The sequence below is a fragment of the Bartonella sp. HY038 genome (assembly GCF_014117425.1).
Taxonomy (GTDB): Bacteria; Pseudomonadota; Alphaproteobacteria; order Rhizobiales; family Rhizobiaceae; genus HY038.
Map to the genome: position 1 here is coordinate 599,705 of NZ_CP059725.1, position 23,143 is coordinate 622,847.

4 protein-coding genes are annotated in these 23,143 nt (G+C 42.0%); all 4 read left to right on the forward strand.

Annotation, left to right across the window (positions count from 1 at the left end):
• Positions 1 to 772 precede the first annotated feature (772 nt).
• Positions 773 to 14,899: a YadA-like family protein gene (locus H3299_RS02480; protein WP_182418753.1), complete on the forward strand. Its 14,127-nt coding sequence runs from the start codon at positions 773 to 775 to the stop codon at positions 14,897 to 14,899.
• A 2-nt stretch (positions 14,900 to 14,901) separates the two neighbouring features.
• Entirely contained in the window at positions 14,902 to 15,471 is a 570-nt protein-coding gene (locus H3299_RS02485) for an invasion associated locus B family protein (RefSeq protein ID WP_182418754.1), read from the forward strand.
• Between the two features lie 291 nt (positions 15,472 to 15,762).
• Positions 15,763 to 16,416, forward strand: coding sequence for a hypothetical protein (locus tag H3299_RS02490; protein ID WP_182418755.1), 654 nt, complete (start codon positions 15,763 to 15,765; stop codon positions 16,414 to 16,416).
• A 775-nt stretch (positions 16,417 to 17,191) separates the two neighbouring features.
• Positions 17,192 to 23,110, forward strand: a complete 5,919-nt coding sequence (locus tag H3299_RS02495) for a YadA-like family protein (protein ID WP_182418756.1) — start codon at positions 17,192 to 17,194, stop codon at positions 23,108 to 23,110.
• Positions 23,111 to 23,143 lie beyond the last annotated feature (33 nt).

Consider the following 23,143-nt stretch of genomic DNA (forward strand, 5'->3'; position numbering starts at 1 on the left):
GAAAAATCGAGGAAATTTCACTCCAATTATAATTAGCTATTTTGGGTGATGCTTCAGCGCATTATTGCCGAGCTATTGCGACGACAAAATCCATTATTGGCTTTGATTGTGGCAAATCGAGACATTTATGTTGCCATTATGTCACGATGGCTTTTTTTTGTTGAAATCTTGAAAAATTTTTTTTTGGGGAACCAAATTTAAAGTTGCGCGTTCAAGAAAAATTCGTGCCAATTTGGCTTTGTTTCATAATAAGAAAATAGTTTTCAAGTTAAATAATTTTAATATTCTAATATTAATAATTAATTTTTCACATTATTTAGAAAATCAAATTACATTTAAGCATTAAGTTATATATTTATTAAATTTTATCAATTGAACTTTATATATATAATTTTTTAATTGATTTTATAGGTATTTATTTAACCTTATATTATAATCCTTAACTGGTTATTATCTTTATATTAGATATTTATTATGTATTTATATTATTACATAATATTGCATGAAATATTAAATTATGTTAATGAGATATACACAGCTGTAACTTTATGAAAGTGAAGTTGTACTCGTGGCTATGTTCGAGGTTTTCGGCGTTTTGCGAGTGCTGGAGTGTAAAGGATCACGCATTTGTGATTCAGCATGCTTAAGTGAGTCTAGTTCAAGTGTGTTCTTGGCGGAGTGTCTTGGGTTGCACTGACTTAATTTTATTTATGAGTTTCTGCGTAAGTGCGTAGTTAAGAATTTATATGTGTATCTACATTGGGTGGGTTAAATGACAAAAACTATTAAGAATAAAAATACTTCTTTAGCAGTTGAAAATCGTCATCGTCGTCGCGAAAGCTTATTGTCTGGCGTTGCAGGTGCTGGCCTTGCAGCTGCTGCGGTGTTGTCTGTTGGTGCAACGTTTACAGCTTCGACCATTGATGTGGCTCAAGGTGCTATTGCAATCAGTGATAACGGGTCAAATTTCCAAAAATGGGATTTGGCAGGCGATTGGAGCGCTCTGCCTGCTGCAATTAAGGGGACTTCAGGTGGTGGCGGTGCTAACGCAAGTAATAATGGTATTGCATTTGTTGGTGACGGTGATTGTTCTGTTTTTACTGGTGATGATACGTATGCAGGCGTTTATGGTGATGATGCTGCTTTTGGTGGGGGGCTTTATGGTTTTGGGAGGCAGACCACAAGTGCTACTTATAATATAAATGCCAATGCTGGTGCTAATACCGCGAAGAATATAGGTATTCAAGTATGGACACCTCCAGCGCAAACTTTTGGTACAGGGAATACGCTTAGTTATCTCGGTAGTGCTACTCAGGCAAACAATCAAACTCAAGCGTTCGGTGTGAATTCATTTGCTGTTGGTTGTAACTCAAAAGCATTGGGTCTTTCTTCCACTGCTATAGGTTTGAATGCGCAGGCAAATGGCACGGGTAGTGTTTCTATGGGGCAGCATTCTATTGCTGACGCTGGCGGTACAATTGCTTTGGGTATTTCTGCTAAAGCTATGGCTGAGGATGCAATTGCATTGGGTTCTTTGTCGAATGCTTCAGTTAGGAATGCGATTGCGATTGGGTCTAATGCTCAGGCAACTGGGGTTGGTGCTACTGCGTTTGGTTCTACTGCTAATGGTAGTGTTGATGCAGGTGTGCTTGCGAGTGGTGCAGGTTCTACAGCTATTGGTGGTAATACGACGAAAGGTGCTAATGCGACCGGTGCAGATTCAGTGGCTATTGCAGGTCAATCACTTGCTAGTGGTGCGTCATCTGTTGCTATTGGTTTAAGTTCGACTGCAAGTGGTGCGTCAGCGATTTCTGTTGGTAATGGCTCGACCGCAAGTGGTGCTCAATCAATTGCAATTGGTGTTGGTAATAATGTAAGTGGTGCAAATTCTGGTGCTATTGGTGATCCAACAACGATTACTGGTGATGGTTCGTACTCTTTAGGTAATGATAATACGATTGCTGGCGCTAATGCCGGTATTTTTGGTAATAATGGCAATATCGGTACAGCTGGCGCTGGCGCTCGTATCATTGGTAATAATGGTAGTGTCAATGTAGCTGATGGCTTTGTTCTTGGTAATTCAGCCTCTGTTACAGCTAGCGGTGGTGTTGCTATCGGCTCATCTTCTAAAGCCTCGACAGCTGCTGGCGGCATTGGTCTTGATCCTTTCACAAATAAGGCATCAGCTACAACTGGTGGTGCATGGGTTGCCACAAATGGTGCGGTAAGCGTTGGTGATGGTTCAACCGTTACTCGCCAAATTACTGGCCTTGCTGCTGGTACTGCTAGTACTGATGCGGTTAATGTTGCACAGCTTAGCAAATTACGTGATTATGCAGCGCAGGGTTGGAATTTAACTGCAGGCGGTGAAAATTCAACCAATGTTGGTGTTGCAGGCGCTATTGATCTAAGTGCTGGTAGTACGAATTTGCTTGTATCAAAAGGTGCAGATAATAATAATGTAACTTTTGACCTTGCTAAAGATATCAATATTACAAGTGTTACGACTGGCAATTCTAAGTTAACAACAAGTGGTCTTGCTATCACTGTTGGTTCTGGTGCAACGGCAGGCACAACAAGTTTGACTGGTACTGGTCTTTCAATCGCCAATGGCCCAAGCGTCACAACGACTGGTATTGATGGTGCAGGGAAATCTGCAACCAATCTTGCAAATGCAACTTTGTCTGCAACGTCAACTGATGCAGTGACTGGTCAGCAACTTTTTGCAACCAATACCACGGCTACAACAAATGCTTCACGCATTAGTAGTTATTTGGGTGGCGGTGCTAATGTTGGTGCTGGTACTGCGCCTACTTATTCCATTCAAGGTGCGAATAAGAGCAGTGTGGGCGATGCATTTGCATCAGTTGATAGTGCACTTGATAATCTTAATCTTAATGCGCTACAATGGAATTCAAGCTTATCAGCCTTTGACGCAAGTTATGATAAGGATGGTACAGGTACAAAGACTGCTCAAAAAATCACTAATGTTGCTGATGGTGAGCTTTCCACTACATCAAAAGATGCTGTTAACGGTTCGCAGTTAAATACTACCAATACGAATGTATCTACACTTGATACTAAGGTTGGTACTTATGCAACTCGTACCAATACCTTCCTTGGTGGTGGTGCAGATATTGCAAATAATAAAGCGCCTAGCTATTCAATTCAGGGTACATCTAAGACCAGTGTTGGTGATGCTTTCTCAGCTGTTGATACAGCAATTACAACAAACAAAACAAATATTGCCACCAATGCTGGTAATATTTCTAACTTGCAAAGAGATGCTCTGCAGTGGAATTCAACCACAAAAGCATTTGATGCTAGCTATGATTCAGCTGGTACAGGCACAAAAACAGCTCAAAAAATTACCAATGTTGCGAATGGTACTAGTGCCAATGATGCGGTAAATTATAGCCAGTTGCAGGCTGTTCAGTCTGGTTCTGCTTGGAATGTGTCCGCTAATGGCGATGCAACCGGCAAAACATCTGTTGGTGGCGGCGCAACTGTAGATTTCAGTGCAGGAAGCACAAATTTAACTGTTGCTAAAAGCGGCACAAATCTTTCATTTGATTTGGCTAAAGATATTAGCATTGATAGCGTAACTACTGGTAACACAAAGGTTTCAACCAGTGGTGTTGCGATTGCAGTTGGATCTGGTGCGACGGCTGGGACAACAAGCTTAACTGGAACGGGCTTAACCATTTCAGGTGGCCCAAGCATTACAACAACCGGTATTGATAATGCTGGTAAAAAAGCAACTAATCTTGCTGATGCAACATTGTCTGCAACTTCAACCGATGCAGTTACAGGTAAACAATTGTTTGCAACCAATGCAAATGTAACAACTGTTGATGGCCGCGTTACCACGCTTGATACAAAGGTTGGTACTTATGCAACGCGCGCTAGCACCTATTTGGGTGGTGGTGCAGATATTGCTGCTGGTACTGCGCCAAGCTTTACAATTCAAAGTACAGCTTATGGCAATGTAGGTGCTGCTTTAGGAGCTGTTGATACAACATTGACAGGTCTTAAAACTGACGCTCTACAGTGGAATGCAACATCATCTGCTTATGATGCAAGTCATGGTACAACATCTGCGCAAAAAATTACCAATGTTGCTGATGGTACGTTATCTGCTACATCTAAGGATGCAGTTAACGGTTCGCAGCTTAATACAACAAATGCTAATGTAACTGCTGTTGATGGTCGCGTAACGACCGTTGATGGCCGTGTTAGCACGCTTGATACTAAGGTTGGTACTTATGCAACACGCGCTAGCACCTATCTTGGTGGTGGTGCAGATATTGCTGCAGGCACTGCGCCAACATTTGCTATTCAAGGCGCTAACTACAACAACGTAAATTCTGCCTTTGGCGCAGTTAACTCAACGTTGACTACGCAAAATACTAATATTTCTGCATTGCAAACTGATGCATTGCAATGGAATAGTGCTTCCCTTGCTTATGACGCAAGTCATGGTAGTGGTTCAGCTCAAAAAATCACCAATGTAGCAAATGGTACTGCTAGTTCAGATGCTGTTAACTATGGCCAGTTAACCAATGCGATTAATTCTTCTGCTTGGAGTTTGGCAGTTGGTAGTGAAGCCGGCACTGCTATTGGTAATGGTGCAACAGTTAAGTTGTTGGCTGGTAGTAGCAATCTAACAATTGCTCGTGCTGCTGGAACTAATGATATTACTTTTGATATCTCAAAGAACTTGAGCCTCACCAGTGTTACTGCAACAGGTGCTGTGACGGCAAATAGTCTTGTCGCTGGTAATTCAACTATTAATAATAATGGTTTAACTATCGCTAATGGTCCTAGTGTTACAGCAACTGGCATTGATGCAGCTTCATTGAAGGTTACTAATGTTGCTGCAGGTACATTATCCGCTGCTTCAAAAGATGCCGTCAATGGTTCTCAGCTTTATACTACCAATACCAATGTGGCTTCGAATAAGACAGCTATTACTGATCTCCAAACCAATGCATTGCAATGGAATGGCACAGATTCTTTTGATGCAACACGTAATAGTGCTGCACAAAAGATTACAGGTGTTGCTGCAGGTACATTATCTGCAACTTCAACTGATGCTGTAAATGGTGCTCAGCTCAATGCAACCAACACCAATGTTTCAGCAAATAAGACAGCAATTAGCGGTCTCCAAACCAATGCACTGCAGTGGGATGGCACAAGTGCTTTTGACGCTACACGCAATAATGCATCACAAAAGATCACAGGTGTTGCTGCAGGTACATTATCTGCAACTTCAACTGATGCTGTAAATGGTGCTCAGCTTAATGCTACAAACGCCAATGTCACCACAAATAAGAACTCAATTACGGCTCTTCAAAGTGATGCATTGCAATGGAATGCAAATCTAAGTGCTTATGATGCAGGTCATGGTACAGGCACAGCGCAAAAAATCACTAATGTTGCTGATGGTACTTTATCAACTACATCTACAGATGCGGTGAATGGCAAGCAGCTCAATACAACGAATACCAATGTAACCGCTGTTGGCAATCGCGTTACTGCGCTTGATACAAAAGTAGCTACACAGGCTAATAATGTAAGCACTTATCTTGGTGGTGGTGCTGATGTTGCTGCTGGTGTTGCACCTACTTATACCATCCAAAGCGCTTCTAAAACGAGCGTTGGTGATGCTTTCTCAGCCGTGGATACCGCACTTACTACCAATAAAAATGCAATAGCTACCAACAAAACAGCTATTACTAACTTGCAAACAGATGCTCTACAGTGGAATTCTGCTTCAGGTGCTTATGATGCAAGTCATGGTAGTGGTACAGCTCAAAAAATCACCAATGTTGCTGCTGGTACTTTGTCAACAACATCAACCGATGCTGTTAATGGTGCCCAGCTTAATGCAACCAATACCAATGTGACTGCCAACAAGACTGCAATTGCTGCAAGCAATGCTAATATTGCAAATCTTCAGGCAAATGCTTTGCAATGGAATGGTACAGATAGCTTTGATGCAAATCGTGGTGGTGCAGCTCAGAAAATTACTGGTGTTGCAGCAGGTACATTGTCAGCAACATCAACTGACGCTGTAAACGGTGCTCAACTTAATACAACTAACACCAATGTAACTGCTAATAAGACAGCAATTACAGCTAATACTAATGCAATTGGCGCTCTTCAAACCAACGCATTGCAATGGGATGGTACAGGTGCTTTCGATGCAACTCGTAACGGCGGTTCTCAGAAGATCACTGGCGTTGCAGCAGGTACATTGTCAGCAACTTCAACTGACGCAGTAAATGGTGCTCAGCTTAACGCTACCAATAATAATGTAACTGCAAACAAGACTGCAATTACTAGCCTACAAACAGATGCACTTCAATGGAACGCCGTTTCTGGTGCATATGATGCAAGCCATGGTAGTGGTACAGCACAAAAAATCACCAATGTTGCTGATGGTGCGTTATCAACTACATCAACTGATGCAGTTAACGGTAAGCAACTTAATGCAACCAACACCAATGTAACTGCTGTTGGTAACCGCGTTACTGCTCTTGATACCAAAGTTGGAACTTATGCTTCTAACGTTGATAGTTATCTTGGTGGTGGGGCTTCAGTTTCTGGCGGTACTGCGCCAAGCTTCACAATCCAGGGCGCAACTAAAAATAGCGTTGGCGATGCATTCACTTCTGTTGATACTGCTCTTACAACCAACAGAAATGCAATTAATGCAAATAAGACTGCAATCACAGGTCTTCAGACTGATGCACTTCAGTGGAATGCGACTTCTGGTGCTTATGATGCAAGTCATGGTACAACCTCAGCACAAAAAATTACTAATGTTGCAGCGGGTACTTTATCTACAACATCAACCGATGCTGTAAATGGTGCACAGCTTAACGCAACCAATGCAAATGTTACTGCAGTTGGTAACCGTGTGACTGATGTTGATACTCGTCTTGGTACAGCTGTTAGTAACGCCAATAAATATTTTGGTGGTTCTACAGATTTAGCTGCAGGTACTGCACCAAGCTTTACCATCCAAGGCAATGCAACTAACAATGTAACCTCTGCATTTGGTGCAGTTGATACAGCCTTGACAGGCCATGGCACATCAATTGCTGCGCTTCAAACCAATGCTCTTCAATGGAACCAAAATCTTGGTGCTTATGATGCAAGCTATGGTTCGAATGCACCGCAAAAAATTAGCAATGTAGCTAATGGTACTAACACCAATGATGCTGTTAATCTTGGTCAATTGAATGAGCAAATTGGTCAAACTGGTTGGAATCTTTCCGTAAATAATGCTAATTCGACAAAAATTGGCAAAGACGCTACGGTTGATCTAAAATCAGGCAGCAGCAATTTGACTATTGCTAAAGCAACAGGCAGCAATGACGTAACTTTTGATATTGCCCGTAATCTTGATCTTGATAGTATCCAAGCTGGTAATGTTAAGCTTGATAATACCGGTCTTGTTATTACTGGTGGTGCAAGCGTTACAACAACTGGTGTTAATGCTGGTAATCAAAAAATTACCAATGTTGCACAAGGTACAGCTGCAACTGATGCGGTTAACTTTGGTCAATTGACAACAACCAATAATAATGTTGCAGCTAATACGACTGCGATTGCTGCCAATAAAACAGCAATTACAGCCAATACAACTGATATCACTGATCTTAAAACCAATGCATTGCAATGGAATGGTACAGATTCATTTGATGCAACACGTAATGGTGCTGCACAAAAGATTACTGGTGTAGCAGCAGGCACTGCAGCAAGTGATGCTGTAAACTTTGGTCAATTGACAACAACAAACAACAATGTTGCTGCCAATACCACTGCAATTACCACCAATAAGAATGCAATTGCTACCAACACAACTGACATTGCTGGTCTTAAAACCAATGCTCTACAATGGGATGGTTCTGGTACATTTGATGCAACACGTAATGGTGCTGCACAAAAGATTACTGGTGTAGCAAATGGCACTGCAGCAAGTGATGCGGTTAACTTTGGTCAGTTGACAACAACCAACACCAATGTAACAAATGTCGGAAATCGCTTAACAACAGCTGTAAGCAATACCAATAAGTATTTTGGTGGTACAACAGATGTGGCTGGCGGCGTTGCTCCAAGCTTTGCTACCCAAAACGGCACTGCAAATAACGTGACTGATGCATTTAGTGCAGTTAACACCAGCATTACTGGTCAGGCTACATCAATTGCAGCTCTTCAAACCGACGCTCTACAGTGGAGTTCTTCACTTGGTGCGTATGACGCAAGTCATGGTAGCAATGCACCACAGCGCATTTCAAATGTTGCTGCTGGTACAAGTGCAACCGATGCAGCAAATGTGGGCCAGTTAACGACAGCTATCAGCTCAACCGGTTGGAACCTTTCTGCTAATGGTTCTAATGCAAGCAAAGTTGGTAATGGTGGTACTGTTGATCTTCGTGCAGGCAGCAGCAATCTTACCATTGCTAAGGCAACCGATAGCAGCACTGTAGCTTTTGACATTGCTAAAGATCTTGATCTTACAAGTGTTAAGACTGGTGACGCTACACTCAATACCAATGGTCTTACCATCACTGGTGGTCCAAGCGTAACCAAGACTGGCATTGATGCAGGCAATACAAAAGTAACTAATGTTGCTGCAGGTACTGCTGCTAGTGATGCGGTTAACTTTGGTCAGTTGACAACAACCAATACTAATGTTGCAGCTAATACGACAGCAATTGCCGCTAATAAAACAGCAATTGCAACCAACACCACTGATATTTCTGGTCTTAAAACCAATGCATTGCAATGGAATGGCACAGATGCATTTAATGCAACTCGTGATGGTACAGCGCAAAAGATCACTGGCGTAGCAGCAGGTACTGCAACAGGTGACGCAGTCAACTTTGATCAATTATCTGCAACCAATACCAATGTTGCAGCTAATAAGACAGCAATTGCTGCCAATAAGACAGCAATTAACGCCAATACATCAGATATTTCTGGTCTTAAAACCAATGCATTGCAATGGAATGGTACAGATTCATTTGATGCAACACGTGGTGGCGCTGCGCAAAAGATTACTGGTGTAGCAAACGGCACTGCTGCTAGTGACGCTGTAAACTTTGGTCAGTTGACAACAACCAACACCAATGTAACCAATGTTACAAATCGCCTAGCAACCGCAGTAAGCAACACCAATAAATATTTTGGTGGCACAACTGATGTTGCTGGTGGAGTTGCTCCAAGCTTTGCTACTCAAAACGGCACTGCAAATAACGTAACTGATGCATTTAGTGCAGTTAACACCAGTATTACTGGTCAGGCTACATCAATTGCAGCTCTTCAAACTGATGCTCTACAGTGGAATTCTTCACTCGGTGCTTATGACGCAAGTCATGGTTCTGGTACACAGAAGATTACCAATGTTGCAGCTGGTACCAATAACACCGATGCAGTTAACGTTGCACAGTTGAATGACAAGATCGGCCAAACTGGTTGGAACTTGACAGCAAATGGTGCAAATAGCAGCAAAATCGGTAATGGCGGTACTGTTGACCTACGTGCAGGCAGCACCAACTTGACTGTGTCAAAGACTGCGGACAGCAATGCTGTAAGCTTTGATATTGCTAAGGACCTTGATCTTACCAGTGTTAAAACTGGTGCAGCTACACTCAACAATGACGGTCTAACAATCGCCAATGGCCCAAGTGTAACAAGCACAGGTATCAATGCAGGTGCGAAGAAGGTAACCAATCTTGCTGATGGTGATGTAAGCACTACATCAACTGATGCAGTAACTGGTCGCCAGCTCAACACAACCAACACCAATGTAGCTGCTAATAAAACTGCAATCGCTGCTAACAAAACAGCAATTGAAGGCAATACAACAGCAATTACAGGTCTTCAGACCAATGCATTGCAATGGAATGGTACAGATTCATTTGATGCAACACGTAATGGTGCTGCGCAGAAGATTACTGGTGTAGCTGCTGGTACTTTATCAGGAACATCTACTGATGCGGTCAACGGAGCTCAGCTCAATGCAACCAACACCAACGTTACCAATGTTCAAAATCGTGTAGCTGATGTTGATACCCGTCTTGGTACAGCAGTAAGCAACACCAATAAGTATTTTGGTGGCACAACTGATGTTGCTGGTGGAGTTGCTCCAAGCTTTGCTACTCAAAACGGCACTGCAAATAACGTAACTGATGCATTTAGTGCAGTTAACACCAGTATTACTGGTCAGGCTACATCAATTGCAGCTCTTCAAACTGATGCTCTACAGTGGAATTCTTCACTCGGTGCTTATGACGCAAGTCATGGTTCTGGTACACAGAAGATTACCAATGTTGCAGCTGGTACCAATAACACCGATGCAGTTAACGTTGCACAGTTGAATGACAAGATCGGCCAAACTGGTTGGAACTTGACAGCAAATGGTGCAAATAGCAGCAAAATCGGTAATGGCGGTACTGTTGACCTACGTGCAGGCAGCACCAACTTGACTGTGTCAAAGACTGCGGACAGCAATGCTGTAAGCTTTGATATTGCTAAGGACCTTGATCTTACCAGTGTTAAAACTGGTGCAGCCACACTCAACAATGACGGTCTAACAATCGCCAATGGCCCAAGTGTAACAAGCACAGGTATCAATGCAGGTGCGAAGAAGGTAACTAATCTTGCTGATGGTGATGTAAGCACTACATCAACTGATGCAGTAACTGGTCGCCAGCTCAACACAACCAACACCAATGTAGCTGCTAATAAAACTGCAATCGCTGCTAACAAAACAGCAATTGAAGGCAATACAACAGCAATTACAGGTCTTCAGACCAATGCATTGCAATGGAATGGTACAGATTCATTTGATGCAACACGTGGTGGTGCTGCGCAGAAGATTACTGGTGTAGCTGCTGGTACTTTATCAGGAACATCTACTGATGCGGTGAACGGAGCTCAGCTCAATGCAACCAACACTAACGTTACCAATGTTCAAAATCGTGTAGCTGATGTTGATACCCGTCTTGGTACAGCAGTAAGCAACACCAATAAGTATTTTGGTGGCACAACAGATGTAGCAGCAGGTGTTGCACCAAGCTTCAAGGTTCAGGGTACTACTTATAGTGATGCTACCTCTGCCTTTGGTGGTGTTGATACAAGCCTAAACAGCATTAAGAATGATGTTGCAAGCATCAGCACTGATGCCTTGAAGTGGGATGCAACAACAAATGCATTTAACGCACAGCGTACCGATGCTGCAGGTAACACTTCTAACGGTAAAATCACCAATGTTGGCGATGCAACCTTGTCTGCAACATCTAGCGATGCGGTAACGGGTTCACAGCTTTTCGCAACCAATAAGGAAGTGACTGCTAATCAGGCACGTATCGCAAGTGTTGCTGATAAGACCAGCCTCTATCTTGGCGGCGGTGCAGACTTAGCAAGTGGTACAGCGCCGACCTATAATATCGGTGGCAACAGCTTTAACAATGTTGGTAGTGCATTGACTGCGGTTGATTCAACTTTAACTGGTCACGGCACAAGCATTGCAACCTTGCAGCGCGACGCCATGCAGTGGAATGATGGTCTAAACGCATTTAGTGCAAGCCGTAATGGTGCTGCACAGCGTATTACCAATGTTGCGAATGGTACCGAAGCAACTGATGCAGTTAATAAGAGCCAATTGGATACAGCTGTAAGCAATTCTGGTTGGAACTTGTCAACAGATGGTCAAAATTCCACGAAAGTGGGTGCTGGTGACAGCGTTGACTTGAAGTCCGGCAGCAACATCAATGTAAGCAAATCGGCTAATGGTCGTGATGTGACATTTGATCTTGCTAAAGACATCACTGTTGATAGCGTAACTGCAACAGATGTAGCTGCAACCAATGTAACTGCAGATAGCATCAAAGCTGGTAATACAAGCATTGATACCAATGGTCTTACAATTGCCAATGGTCCAAGTGTAACAGCTTCAGGCATTAATGCGGCATCGAAGAAAGTTACTAATGTTGCTGATGCAACCTTGTCAGCTACTTCAAAAGACGCAGTTAATGGCTCACAGCTCTTCGCAACCAACAGCAATATTGACCAAGTTGCAGCAAATACCAGCAGCTATCTTGGTGGTGGTGCTGATGTGAAAACGGGTCAAGCACCTAGCTATTCAGTACAAGGCGGTACCTACGATAATGTTGGTTCAGCACTTGGTGGTGTAGATGCAGCCTTTAACAATGTTAACAGCCAGATCAGCACAATCAACAATAGTGCATTGATGTGGAGTGTTGGCGAGGGTGCATATGATGCGGCTCGTGATAAGGGTACAGGCACAAAGACCAATAGTAAGATTACACATCTTCAAGACGGTACTTTGTCAGCTGACTCTAGCGATGCTGTAACTGGTTCACAGCTTTGGAAAACTCAGCAAGATGTTAATGACACGAGCTTGCGTTTGACCAATATTGCAACCAACACCTCTAACTATCTTGGTGGTGGTGCCAATGTTCAAACTGGTGAAGCACCAACCTATAAGGTTCAGGGCGACACTTATCGCAATGTTGGTGATGCATTTAACGGTGTAGATACAAGTCTTACTAATGTTCAAAACCAGATCGCTAACGTCAATAAAGACGCTTTGATGTGGGATAGTTCATTAAGTGCCTACAATGCTGCCCGTCCTGATGCTACTGGTACTAGTGTTGCACGCCGTATTACTGGTGTTGCTGAAGGCAATGTTAATGCGTCTTCAACCGATGCAGTTAATGGCTCACAGCTTAATACAACCAATTTGAATGTAGAAAGTGTTACAGACCGTGTTAATACAGTTGCACAAAATACCAATAAATATCTTGGTGGTGGTGCAGATGTAGCAAACGGCGTTGCACCAAGCTTCAATGTTCAAGGTACTAAATACAATAATGTTAGTGCAGCATTTGGTGGTGTTAATGCAAACTTGACTGATATTAAAGATCAGGTTGCAAGTATCAATACAGATGCCTTGAAGTGGGATAGTGACTTAAGTGCATTTAGCGCTGCCCATGATGATGGTACAGGTACGAAAGTTGCAAGCAAGATCACTAATGTTAAGTCAGGTCGTGTAGCTGCAGATTCAACTGATGCTGTAAATGGTTCGCAACTCTTTACAACAAACACCAATATTGCAGCGGTTAGAACGACTGTTAATGATCACGCAGAACGCGTAGCCACCTATCTTGGTGGTGGGGCTGACATTATCGGTGGCACTGCGCCTACCTATAATGTTCAGGGCCAAGCTTACCGTGATGTTGGCTCAGCATTTGGCGGCGTTAACTCCAATCTTACCGATATTAAGGGTCAGATTGCTGGTATTAATAACGACGCTCTTATGTGGGATGCTACATTGGGTGCATTTAGTGCAGCTCATGACAATGGTACTGGTACTAAAGTTGCAAGCAAGATCACCAATGTTGCTGCAGGCGAAGTTAGTGCAACTTCGACGGATGCAATTAATGGCTCGCAGCTATTTACTACAAATACTCGTGTCACAACCATTGCTAATACTACATCTGCCGCTCTTGGTGGTGGTGCAGACTTGGCAAACGGTAAAGCACCTAGCTATCAGATTTCATCAATTGGCTCTGGTGCAACCACTCGTTCAGCTAGTGCATTTGGTATTGAAGCTTTTGCTGATGGTGACACTGTTACTAACTTTGATAATGTTGGCGATGCGCTTACTCAGCTCAACACCAATGTTAACACTGTTAACACCAAGGTTGAAAATGTTAAGGCAACAGTGACAGACCTTTCCAATAACGCATTGGTTTGGGATGAAACAGCTGGTGCATTTAGTGCAAACCATACCAAGGATGGCGTAACAACCAAGAGCAAAATTACCAATATCGCTGATGGTTCACTTACTGCCGGCTCTAGTGACGCTGTAACAGGGGGACAATTGTACTCCTCTAACAGCCAAATCGCTAGCTTCTTTGGTGGTGGTGCAGCCTTTACCAACGGTACTTGGACAGCTCCAACCTTCATCGTTAGCCAGGTGAGTGCAAATGGTACACAAACCAACGGTACCTATAGCAATGTTAATGATGCCTTTGGTGGTGTAAATAGCAGCATCAACAATGTTAACCAACGCGTGACTGATGTTCAGGACCAGATTAATAATATGGGCCCAGATGGAAATGCTCTTCGTTATGATGAGACAGCTGGTGGCTATAATGCTGGTGCAAAGAACAATCAGCCTAACAAGATTGTTAATGTTGCAGATGGTTCAATTGCACAAGGTTCGAAAGACGCAGTCAATGGTGGTCAGCTTTGGGATACAAACCAGAGGATCGATAGCATTCAAACCAATGTTAACGATGTTGCCAATAATTCTGTCATGTATGACAAGGATGCAAGCGGTAACAAGACCAACTCGATTGGTCTAAAGGGTGCTGATGCAAGCAAGCCAGTAACCATTAATAATGTTGCTGATGGCAAGATTGAAAAAGGTTCACAACAGGCAGTTAATGGCGGCCAGCTCTATGATTACACCAAAGAGCAAGCTCAAGTTACACTTAATGAATCGAAGGCTTACACTGATCAGCGTGTTGACAACATCGTACAAAATTCTGTAGAACAGTCTAACTACTATACAGATACGAAGTTCAACCAGCTTAACACTAGCATTACAAATGCACGTAAAGAAGCCCGTCGTGGCGCAGCAATCGGCCTTGCCGCTGCTAGCTTGCGTTATGATGATACACCAGGTAAATTCAGCGTAGCTACCGGTGGTGGCTTCTGGAAGAGCGAAGGTGCATTGGCATTCGGTGCGGGTTATACCTCTGAAACCGGTAAAGTGCGGTCTAATATTACCGCAACAACAGCTGGCGGCGATTGGGGTGTTGGTGCAGGTGTAAGCATAACCTTGAATTAATTATGGTTTTGAAAAAACTTAAATTTACAATAATCGCTCTCGCCTTCTCCCTAATGGGGGGAGGCGAAAGCTTTTCACAACAGCCAGAACAAAACTACTTTCCTCATCCGCCTGAGCTTTCAGTGCCCGATGGTGAACCTGGTCAGATTCGCCGTGCGATTATGCAATTTAATAATTGGACGCTTATCTGTGACGAGGACTTGCCTGCTAAAAAGCAGGTTTGCAATGTTACGCAATCAATTGTCGATCGTACAGGCAATGTGGTTTTTAGTTGGTCGCTAGCTGCGAGTGATAATGGGCAGCCGTTTTTTTTGCTTCGGGCATTGCCGACAGCTGATAAAACCAAGCCAATACAAATGTTCTTTCAAAATCGCAAGGAGCCAGTAAATATCGATTATGTTGATTGTAATGAATCGCTTTGTCTAGCACAGACGCGGGTTGGACCAGTGCTTAGCGCAGCAATTGATACAGGAGCGATGGCGTTTATTTCTTATCCGTTGCAAGATGGCAGTAATTTTCAATTTTATGCGCCATTGAAAGGCCTAAAAGAAGCAGTGCAATCGATAAAGTAGTTGTTGGATTACTTGTTAAATAAGTCTAAAAGCATATTGACATAAATACTTTTTGTCTATGGTTATTAGACATTGAAATTAGTATCAAGGTTTCTAGATTATAACATTTGTTGCGAGATAAATTTGTAAAAGTGAAAGGTAATTGGAGTGATTGCTGATCGCTTATTGCAATAATTCTTCTATTTGTATTGATGCTATTTTTTAACTTTGTTTAAGATTTAAAAAATTGCACATATTTTGCCCTTGGTTGCATTCCGCTTTGTGGATATTGTCGGGGGAAAGCAGGAAAAAATGACATCAGATCAAAATAATAATTCGCCATCTTCTATCTATCAAACCAAACCCAAGAAAAAGTCATTTTTGGCTCAGCCAGTATTTTGGCTTATTCTACTAGTGCTTATTCTTATTGGTATTGCTGGATTTTTGGTTGCCGATAAATTGAGTGGCTCAACCACACCACAAGCACCAGCTGCAACAGAGCCGCAAACAGGCAATGCAACAAATATGATTAATAATGAATTTGCCAAACAAGCGCAGGAAATCGGTGCCAAAAAATGTGCAGCGCTTTTCTCTAATCTGGGTGATGCAGTTATTAGCGGTTCAACTTATGATGCAATTTATACAGGTAGCCAACAGGGCGCTGATGAAAATCCAATTGGCGCGTTGATCGGACAGGTGTATACATCTACTAATGGCCGTGGTACAGGCGTTGTTTTTGCTGCTCCAACACCTAATGGCTGTGCTGGTGTTTTGACACGGACAATTTTGCAAATGCAATCATGTGGTGAAATTGCACAGCAATTACCGGCAGGTAGTGAACGGCTTAAGGATTTGACTGCAACTGCAGTATTCAAACTACCCAATAATTTTAATGTAATGCTTATGCCTGCATCCGAAACGAGTTGTGTCATTGTTACGTCGCTTAATTTAACTGATAAAAAATAGACCGGCAATTTACATATATGATTGCTATTTTTTAAAAGTAAGTAGGTTTTTACGTCCGGCGTTTGTGTTGGCATTTAAATTTTTCTTTTAAAAATTATATTTATCGAAACGGCTCCTTTTTTCAAAAGGGGCCTTTTTTAGTTTAAGAGTTCAATTAAAATTTTTGCGAAAGCAATTCCTGCTTGCTAAGATGTAGTGGTTTTCAACAAGGCCATTGAAAAATTTGTCGATATTCGCGCTCGTGCCGGAATCTCCCATTTAAACCGGTACATCCTATTTAAATACGTAAAATCTTAATCTCATTATTTAATATCCATAAAATCTTGTTATGGAAGCCCCCACTTTTTACACCTTATCAAAGCTTTAGGGTGAAGTATTTTTCTTCATTTTAGTGTCCAAATTTGTTGGCGATTTAGTCTTTTAAATTGCTAGTTAAAATAGTGTTATAAGTTTCTTAAAAAAAATGGAACCAAATGTCTTTGTAGACGTTCATTTGTTATTAAATTAAAAAAATCGGTCGTAAATAAATGATTTAGTTAATTATAATTAAGTCGTTAATAAATTAGATTTTAATCAAAATATAATCTTTTTAAAATATTTGTTTAAGTTAAATAAAGTTAAGGTTATATTATGAAAAATAATTCGTTTTCAATAGATTATAATTTAGTTATTTAAAAATTTGCGTTTTTTTCGATTTAATACTTAGTTGTTGAAATGCGATAAGTGTTATGCGGTTACAATTATTGGCGCTTTGATCATAGAAATGGATGTTATCATGAGAAATTCCACAAACATTAAATTGAAAAAATTGGCATCTAGTGCTTCTGCGGTCAAGCTTAACAATAGTTATTTCCCTCGGCTTGATATAAAGAAAGCTGCTGCTGCATTGTTGTCTGCTGGTGTTTGTTTCACATCATTTCAGGTTGGAACTGCACAGGCTGCTATTGCAATATCAGATAGTGGTATAGCTGCAAGTTCGCCCCCACAAACACGACCTGGTTCTAGCGGTGGTGGTGGCGCTAATACAAGTAACACAGGTATCGCTATGGTGGGTGACGGTGATTGCTCTATTTTTGCTGGTGATACTGTTTATTCTGGCGTTTATGGTACAGATGCAAGCACGTATCTGGGCGGAATGTATGGCTTTGGTTCTCAATCGGTTAGCCGAGACTATGCCGACCCTTCGAACGCGGCAGCTAATTCAGGTATAATTAGTTATCAAAGCGCGGAGCAATCATTTGGCAATGTAACTTTTCATGGTTTTGCAAATAGCGCACAAGTTAATAATAAAACCAATGCATATGGCGTTAACTCTCTTGCAGTTGGTTGTAATTCCAAAGCTCTAGGCGTGTCTTCAACCGCTATTGGTATGAATGTACAAGCTAATGGTACAGCAAGTATTGCGATGGGGCAGAGCTCGATAGCAAATGCCGGCGGCACGATCGCGCTTGGTTTGTCGGCACAGGCATTGGACACTGATGCTATTGCTTTGGGTACCTTATCTTATGCGTCAGTAAAAAACGCGATTGCTATTGGTTCCAACGCGCAAGCTACAGGTATTAGTGCGACAGCATTGGGTTCTACCGCCAACGGCAGTTCTGATGCTGGGGTAATTGCTAGCGGTGCAGGCGCAGTAGCACTTGGCGGCAATGCAACGAAAGGCGCATCTGCAACTGGAGATGATGCTATTGCCATAGCAGGTGAATCAAGTGCTGCTGGCACTTCGGCGTTAGCCATTGGCAGAGGATCTTCTGCGTCAAAAAATCTATCTATAGCAATTGGTGATGGTGCTCAAAGCTCAATCGTCGGTGGTGTTGCTCTTGGGGCAAATTCTATCGCTTCGATTGATGCAGGCGTACCAGGCTTTGATCCTTTCAGCAACGCAGCATCTACAACGACTGGTGGTACTTGGGTTAGTACTACGGGTTCAGTCAGTGTTGGCAGTGGTTCAACCATAACAAGACAAATTACTGGTCTTGCAGCAGGTACTAATGATACTGATGCAGTTAATATCGCACAGCTTAAACAAATGCGTGCTTATGCTGCCCAAGGATGGAACATATCCGTTGGTGGCGGTGATGCAAGCAATGTTGGCCTTGGAAGCCAAGTTGATTTTAGTGCTGGTAATTCTGGTAATTTGTTGGTTACAAAAGGAACAGACAATAACAATATCAGCTTTGAACTTGCAGAAAATATTGATGTAAGCAGTGTTAAGGCCGGTAATTCATTATTGAATACGAATGGTCTTGCAATCACTGTTGGTGATGGCTCAACAGCCCTTAGCGCAACTGGTCTTACAATTGCTAATGGTCCAAGTGTGACAACATCAGGTATTGATGCTGCAGCTAAGAAAGTAACTAATCTTGCTGATGCAACCTTATCAGAAACTTCAACAGATGCAGTAACTGGTAAGCAATTGAATGAAACCAATACCAATTTGGCAACGACGAATACTAATCTTGATACAACCAATGCAAATTTGGCAACGACCAATAGCAATGTAACTGCGCTTAATAGCAAGGTTAATGACCATGCTACAAATATTAACGCAGCACTTGGTAGTGGTGATATTACAGATGGTACAGCGCCAAGCTTTAGCATTCAAGGCGTTGTAAAGAACAGCGTTGCTGCTGCATTATCTGCAGCTGATAGCGCAATCACGACCAATAAGGATAATATTGCAACCAACACCACCAATATTGCAACAAATTCTACTGATATTGCTAGCCTTCAAGCCAATGCTTTACAATATAGCGGCGGTGTATTTTCGGCGACCCGTAACGGTTCAGCTCAAAAAATTACTGGCGTTGCCAATGGTACTGCTGATAGTGACGCGGTAAATTATGGTCAGTTAAGTGATGCAATCAGCGGCGCTTCTTGGAGCCTTTCCGTTGGTGGTGAGAATTCTACCAAGATTGGTAATGGTGCAACCGTTGATTTTAGTGCTGGAAGTTCTGGTAATTTGTTGGTTACAAAAGGAACAGACAATAACAATATCAGCTTTGAACTTGCAGAAAATATTGATGTAAGCAGTGTTAAGGCCGGTAATTCATTATTGAATACGAATGGTCTTACAATCACTGTTGGTGATGGTTCAACAGCCCTTACCGCAACTGGTCTTACAATTGCTAATGGTCCAAGTGTGACAACATCAGGTATTGATGCTGCAGCTAAGAAAGTAACTAACCTTGCTGATGCAACCTTATCAGAAACTTCAACAGATGCAGTAACTGGTAAGCAATTGAATGAAACCAATACCAATTTGGCAACGACGAATACTAATCTTGATACAACCAATGCAAATTTGGCAACGACCAATAGCAATGTAACTGCGCTTAATAGCAAGGTTAATGACCATGCTACAAATATTAACGCAGCACTTGGCAGTGGTGATATTACAGATGGTACAGCGCCAAGCTTTAGCATTCAAGGCGTTGTAAAGAACAGCGTTGCTGCTGCATTATCTGCAGCTGATAGCGCAATCACAACCAATAAGGATAATATTGCAACCAATACAACTAATATTGCAACAAATTCTACTGATATTGCTAGCCTTCAAGCCAATGCTTTACAATATAGCGGCGGTGTATTTTCGGCGACCCGTAATGGTTCAGCTCAAAAAATTACTGGCGTTGCCAATGGTACTGCTGATAGTGACGCGGTAAATTATGGTCAGTTAAGTGATGCAATCAGCGGCGCTTCTTGGAGCCTTTCCGTTGGTGGTGAAAATTCTACCAAGATTGGTAATGGTGCAACCGTTGATTTTAGTGCTGGTAACTCTGGTAATTTGTTGGTTACAAAAGGAACAGACAACAACAATATCAGCTTTGAACTTGCAGAAAATATTGATGTAAGCAGTGTTAAAGCCGGTAATTCTTTATTGAATACGAATGGTCTTGCAATCACTGTTGGTGATGGCTCAACAGCTCTTAGCGCAACTGGTCTTACAATTGCTAGTGGTCCAAGTGTGACAACATCAGGTATTGATGCTGCAGCTAAGAAAGTAACTAATCTTGCTGATGCAACCTTATCAGAAACTTCAACAGATGCAGTAACTGGTAAGCAATTGAATGAAACCAATACCAATTTGGCAACGACGAATACTAATCTTGATACAACCAATGCAAATTTGGCAACGACCAATAGCAATGTAACTGCGCTTAATAGCAAGGTTAATGACCATGCTACAAATATTAACGCAGCACTTGGCAGTGGTGATATTACAGATGGTACAGCGCCAAGCTTTAGCATTCAAGGCGTTGTAAAGAACAGCGTTGCTGCTGCATTATCTGCAGCTGATAGCGCAATCACGACCAATAAGGATAATATTGCAACCAACACCACTAATATTGCAACAAATTCTACTGATATTGCTAGCCTTCAAGCCAATGCTTTACAATATAGCGGCGGTGTATTTTCGGCGACCCGTAATGGTTCAGCTCAAAAAATTACTGGCGTTGCCAATGGTACTGCTGATAGTGACGCGGTAAATTATGGTCAGTTAAGTGATGCAATCAGCGGCGCTTCTTGGAGCCTTTCCGTTGGTGGTGAAAATTCTACCAAGATTGGTAATGGTGCAACCGTTGATTTTAGTGCTGGTAACTCTGGTAATTTGTTGGTTACAAAAGGAACAGACAACAACAATATCAGCTTTGAACTTGCAGAAAATATTGATGTAAGCAGTGTTAAAGCCGGTAATTCTTTATTGAATACGAATGGTCTTGCAATCACTGTTGGTGATGGCTCAACAGCTCTTAGCGCAACTGGTCTTACAATTGCTAGTGGTCCAAGTGTGACAACATCAGGTATTGATGCTGCAGCTAAGAAAGTAACTAATCTTGCTGATGCAACCTTATCAGAAACTTCAACAGATGCAGTAACTGGTAAGCAATTGAATGAAACCAATACCAATTTGGCAACGACGAATACTAATCTTGATACAACCAATGCAAATTTGGCAACGACCAATAGCAATGTAACTGCGCTTAATAGCAAGGTTAATGACCATGCTACAAATATTAACGCAGCACTTGGTAGTGGTGATATTACAGATGGTACAGCGCCAAGCTTTAGCATTCAAGGGACAGCTTATGACAATGTAAGTTCAGCTTTTAGCGGTGTTGATACAAGTTTAAATGCAATTAAGGGGCAGATTAATAGTATAGACACAGATGCACTTAAATGGGATACGACGATAAATGCGTTTAATGCTTCTCGCAATAATGACAATGGTGAAGCAACAGCTAGTAAAATCACCAATGTTGCGGCAGGCGATATAAGCGCAACTTCAACTGATGTTATCAATGGTTCGCAATTATATTCGACCAATGAGAGTATAAACTCAGTTGCGAACCTTACGTCAAGCGCACTTGGTGGCGGCGCTGATCTTGCTAATGGTGTGTTGCCAAGCTTTCAGATTTCAACCATCGTTGCTAATGATGCGCGGATGTTGCGTTCTGGTTCATTAGTTTCGACTTATGATAGTGTTGACAGTGCATTAACTCAGTTGGATACCAACATTAATGTCGTAAATGATAAGGTGGAAGCAGTTAGTAGCGATGTAAGCAATCTTAGTTCCAATGCATTGCTTTGGAATGATACAGCAGGTGCTTTTAACGCAGGCCGTACAGTTGATGGTGAAGTAACCAAGAGTAAAATAACGAATATTGCAGATGGGTCATTGGAGGAAAATTCTAGTGATGCAGTAACTGGTGGACAACTTTATTCATCAAATAGTCAGATAGCAAGTTTCCTTGGTGCTGGTGCATCCTTTGTTAATGGTACTTGGACCGCTCCTAATTTTTTGATTAGTCAAATTGATACAAGCGGCAATAAGACCACCGCAAATTATGGAAATGTTGGTGATGCCCTTACTGGCGTTAGCAGTAGTATTGATAATGTTAACCAACGTGTCAGTGATGTGCAAAGCCAAATAGATAATATGGGTCCAGATGAGGATGCCTTGCGTTATGACGAAAGTGCTGGAGGTTATGATGCCGGATCCAAGAATAACCAACCAAATAAGATTGTTAATGTAGAAAATGGTACAATCGCTCAAAACTCAAAAGATGCAGTAAATGGTGGACAGCTTTGGGATACTAATCAAAGGATTGACCAAATTCAAAGTAACGTCAATGATGTGGCAACTAATGCTGTAACCTATGATAAGGACGAAAATGGTAATAAAACCAATTCAATTAGTCTGAAAGGAGCTGATGCCAGTAAGCCAGTCGTTATAAATAATGTGGCAGATGGTAAGATTGAGAAAGATTCAAAGCAGGCGGTAAATGGTGGTCAGCTTTATGATTATACTAAGGAGCAAATGCAAGTCACACTTAATGACTCCAAAGCTTATACTGATCAAAGAATTGAAAGCATGACTCAGAATTCGGTTGAACAAGCTAATTATTATACCGATGCTAAGTTTAATCAGCTCAATGGTAGTATTAATGATGTTCGTAAAGAAGCACGACAAGCTGCCGCTATCGGACTTGCAGCCTCTAGCTTACGTTTTGATTCAACCCCTGGCAAGATAAGTATTGCAGCCGGTGGTGGCTTCTGGAAGAGTGAAGGTGCTTTTGCAGTAGGTGCTGGCTATACATCTGAAACAGGTAAAGTACGCGCTAATGTTACAGCTACATCTGCCGGTGGTGATTTTGGTGTCGGTGCCGGTGTTAGCTTCACGTTGAATTAACCGGTAACTGCAAAAATAAACCCTTGCCATATT

Excerpts from the sequence above, each read along its gene's own strand:
- H3299_RS02485 (WP_182418754.1), top strand. The coding sequence starts at position 14,902 with ATGGTTTTGAAAAAACTTAAATTTACAATAATCGCTCTCGCCTTCTCC.
- H3299_RS02495 (WP_182418756.1), top strand. The coding sequence starts at position 17,192 with ATGAGAAATTCCACAAACATTAAATTGAAAAAATTGGCATCTAGTGCT.
- H3299_RS02490 (WP_182418755.1), top strand. The coding sequence starts at position 15,763 with ATGACATCAGATCAAAATAATAATTCGCCATCTTCTATCTATCAAACC.
- H3299_RS02480 (WP_182418753.1), top strand. The coding sequence starts at position 773 with ATGACAAAAACTATTAAGAATAAAAATACTTCTTTAGCAGTTGAAAAT.